The organism is Mesorhizobium sp. M7A.F.Ca.AU.001.01.1.1 (genome assembly GCF_004022735.1).
GTDB classification, from domain to species: Bacteria; Pseudomonadota; Alphaproteobacteria; order Rhizobiales; family Rhizobiaceae; genus Mesorhizobium; species Mesorhizobium ciceri.
The window spans coordinates 1-3713 of sequence record NZ_RZPF01000656.1 but is presented as its reverse complement, the minus strand read 5'-3'; the positions used below and the strand labels follow the sequence as shown (position 1 = coordinate 3713).

At 62.9% G+C, this 3713-nt stretch carries 4 protein-coding genes; 3 read left to right on the top strand and 1 reads right to left on the bottom strand.

Features of this window, described 5'->3' with window-relative positions:
* Window positions 1-21: 21 nt before the first annotated feature.
* The 3 genes from EN884_RS29200 (at window position 22) to EN884_RS29190 (ending at window position 3517) form a co-directional block, all read left to right on the top strand.
* Window positions 22-501 carry a MarR family transcriptional regulator gene (locus tag EN884_RS29200; protein WP_063167717.1) on the top strand — a complete coding sequence of 160 codons (480 nt, stop codon included), beginning with the start codon at window positions 22-24 and terminating at the stop codon, window positions 499-501.
* Window positions 498-1679 carry an HlyD family secretion protein gene (locus tag EN884_RS29195; RefSeq protein ID WP_013532371.1) on the top strand — a complete coding sequence of 394 codons (1182 nt, stop codon included), beginning with the start codon at window positions 498-500 and terminating at the stop codon, window positions 1677-1679. Before EN884_RS29200 ends, EN884_RS29195 begins: the two co-directional genes overlap by 4 nt.
* Window positions 1680-1984: 305 nt before the next feature.
* Window positions 1985-3517: a DHA2 family efflux MFS transporter permease subunit gene (locus EN884_RS29190; RefSeq protein ID WP_013532370.1), complete on the top strand. Its 1533-nt coding sequence runs from the start codon at window positions 1985-1987 to the stop codon at window positions 3515-3517.
* Window positions 3518-3566: 49 nt separating this feature from the next.
* Here EN884_RS29190 and EN884_RS29185 read toward each other — a convergent pair.
* Window positions 3567-3713, bottom strand: a 147-nt coding sequence (locus EN884_RS29185; RefSeq protein WP_245492004.1) for a CAP domain-containing protein, incomplete at its 5' end; no start/stop codon positions are given.

Genomic DNA, 3713 nt, shown 5'->3' with positions numbered 1-3713 from the left:
CGCTTATTATATATCCCGCTCATGGTTTCCGATGGCATCGACAGATTGGGCTTCTTGATCCACGACGTGCAGCGCCTGATGCGCAAGCGCTTCGAGGCGAGGGCCAGTGGCTTGGGGCTTTCTTCGGCGCAATGGCGGCTTCTGGTCCGCGTTGCCAAGGAAGACGGTGTCGCGCAGGCGCGGCTGGCCGAACTTCTCGAAATCGAGCCGATCAGCGTTTCGCGCCTGGTCGACCGCATGGAGGAGGGAGGCTGGATCGAGCGTCGTTCCGACGCTGCCGATCGCCGCGTCCGCATGATCTTCCTGACGCCCAAGGCAAGCGATGCCTACGCCGTGATCAAGAGCATTGCCGGGGAAGTCTATGAGGAATCGCTTGTCAACGTGAAACCGGAAGCCCGTCGCATCCTCGTCGAGGGACTTGAGGCGATGGTCCGCAACCTGACCGACGACGAGACGCCGTCCATTGAAAAAGTGAAGAACACAGAGGGCGCAGCAGCATGAACGCGGTAGCCAAGATAGACGAGAAAGTGACCGAACTGGAAATGGAAGCGCCGGCGCAGCCTGCCGCGGCCCCGGCGACCGTTGCTCCCCCGGTGCAGCCGGCTCCGGCGCCGGTGAAGAAAAAGCGCCGGCTGGGCCGCTTCCTGCTGATGGTCGCGCTGCCTGCGGCATTGGCTGTTGGCGGCGGCTATGTCTGGGTTACCGGCGGCCGCTATCAGGAGACCGAGAACGCCAATCTGCAGCAGGCCAAGGTGTCGATCGCTTCCGACACGGCCGGCCGCATCGTCAAGGTTGACATCTTCGATAACCAGCTGGTCAAGCAGGGTGACGAGCTGTTTGCCATCGACCCCGAGCCCTACCGGATCGCGTTGGCGCAGGCCGACGCGGCGGTGGCGGGCGCGCGTCTCAATGTCGAGCAGTTGCGCGCCGCCTATGGCCAGTCGATGGCTCAGCAGAAGTCCGATGCCAGCCAGGTCGCCTTCGCCCAGTCGCAGTTCGACCGCGCCGCCGATCTTGCCCAGAAGGGCATCAACGCCAAATCGTCGCTGGACGAAGCCAAGAACGATCTCGACAAGGCCAAGCAGCAGCTCGCCGTTGCCGAGCAAGGCATCATCAGCGCCAAGGCAGCCCTTGGCGGCAATCCCGACATCGAAACCGACAAGCATCCGACCGTGATGGCCGCGCTCGCCGCGCGCGACAAGGCCGCCTACGACCTGGCGCAGACCACGGTCAAGGCGCCGGCTGACGGCATCGTCAGCCAGGCCTCGTCGTTCAAGGTCGGCCAGTATGTCGGTTCCGGCACGCCGCTGTTTTCGCTGGTCGAGACCGGCGACACTTGGATCGATGCCAATTTCAAGGAAACGCAGCTCACCCACATGAAGCCCGGCCAGAAGGCCGAGATCGTGGTCGACACCTATCCGGGGCGCACCTTCGAGGCGACGGTCAAGGCGATCGGCGCCGGCACGGGAGCCGAGTTCTCGCTGCTGCCGGCCCAGAATGCCACCGGCAACTGGGTCAAGGTCACACAGCGCATCCCGGTTCGTCTCGAACTGACCGATGCGGACGCCAAGATGGCGTTGCGCACCGGCATGAGCGCCACCGTTACCGTCGACACCGGCGTGGCGCGTGGCCTGCCTTCGATCTTCGGTCACGCCACGGCCGGCGAGGCCGCGCAGTAACGTCAACAGAATGCCGCAGGACCAGCGGCGGAGGTGAATAGCAGGATTGGTCTGATGGGAGGAGCTGGAAGGATCAGCGTTTGGGCACGCCGCATAGCGGCCTGGCCGAAGTCTGAAATCTCCGACGCGGACCCGTCGGTCCTCATGTTTCCGGGCGGCAGGCATCCGCTGATCAGAGACTTTCAGTCGATGTAACCCCCACATCGACAATCGCGTCCCACCGCGACGAGGGTCTCTCAACGGAAGGCGTTGCCGCCCGGAAACCCCTTGTACACGTTTTTGTTACCTGCTGGAAGTTCCACGCCATGAGCACGCCCGAACCCTTCAAAGAAGTGCCGCATCGCGGCCTGATCACGGTCGCGCTCATGTTGGCGACGATCATGCAGGCGCTCGACACGACGATCGCCAACGTCGCGCTGCCGACCATGACCGGCGATCTCGGCGCCTCGCCTGACAACATCAATTGGGTGCTGACCTCCTACATCGTTGCCGCCGCCATCATGACGCCGGTCACCGGCTGGCTGGCCGATCGCTTCGGCCGCAAGGAACTGTTCCTGACGGCGGTGGTCGGCTTCACCGTGTTTTCGATGCTGTGCGGCATCGCCTGGAGCCTGGAGACCATGGTGTTCTTCCGGCTGATGCAAGGCGTGTTCGGCGCCGCGATCGTGCCTCTGTCGCAGACCTTCCTGCTCGACATCAATCCCAGGGAACGCCATGGCCAGGCGATGGCCATCTGGGGCGCCGGTATCATGCTGGGTCCGATTCTGGGCCCGACACTCGGTGGCTGGCTGACCGAGAATTTCAACTGGCGTTGGGTGTTCTTCATCAATCTGCCGGTCGGCATCGTCGCCTTTCTCGGTATGGCCGCTTATTTGCCGGCTATCGCGCGGCGCGTGCGCGGCTTCGATTTCTTCGGCTTCGCCATGATATCGCTCGGCGTCGGCGCGCTTCAGCTGCTGCTCGACCGCGGCGGCGAGGTCGACTGGTTTTCCTCGGTCGAGATCTGGATCGAACTTGGTCTTTCGCTCACCGGCTTCTGGGTGTTCATCATTCACACCATGACGGCCGAGCACCCCTTCATCGATCCCAAGATCTTCCTCGACCGCAATTTCGTGACCGGGCTCGCATTCATCTTCGTCATGGGTGTGCTCATCCTGGCGAGCATGTCGCTGCTGCCGCCGATGCTGTCGACCATCTTCGGCTATCCGACCGTCACCATCGGCATCGTCATGGGGCCACGCGGCGTCGGCACCATGATCTCGATGCTCGTCGTCGGGCGGCTCATGAGCAGGATTGACGCCAGGATCCTCGTCGTCATCGGCTTCCTGCTGACCGCGCAGTCGCTCTACACCATGTCCAGCTTCACCCCGCAGATGGACAATTGGCTGATCATCAGCTCCGGCGTCATCCAGGGCCTGGGCATGGGGATGGTGTTCGTGCCGTTGTCGACCGTCGCCTTCGCCACGCTTGACGTGCGCTTCCGCACCGATGCCACGGCTCTGTTCAGCCTGGTGCGCAATCTTGGCTCGTCGATCGGCGTGTCGGTCGTGACGGTGTTGATGGTGCGCAACACGCAGATCAACCATGCCGAGCTTTCGGCCTTCATCAATCCGTTCAACCCCAATCTGTGGGCTGTCTCGCCGGCGGCCGCAGGCGGCGACCCAACGGCGCTCTCGCAGGTCGATCGCATGGTCAATCTCCAGGCCATGATGATCTCCTACGTCAACGACTTCAAAATACTCATGGTGATGACACTGCTTGCCATCCCGTTTGTTTTCCTGCTGCGCAAGCCGAAGCAGGCGCCAGCCGGCGGCGCGCCGGCGGCGCATATGGACTAGCTTTCCATCAAATCGTCTTGGGTGTGGCGCACCGAACCGGCACGTTTTCCTATTTTCCGAGCACGAGGCTCCAGTAACGGAGCTTGCTGTCGCTGCCGTCGCGCACATAGGCAAGGCCGAAGCGTGTGAAGCGCGGGTCGAGCATGTTGCGGCGATGGCCTGGTGAATGCACCCAGAGGTCGAACAGCTTATCGAG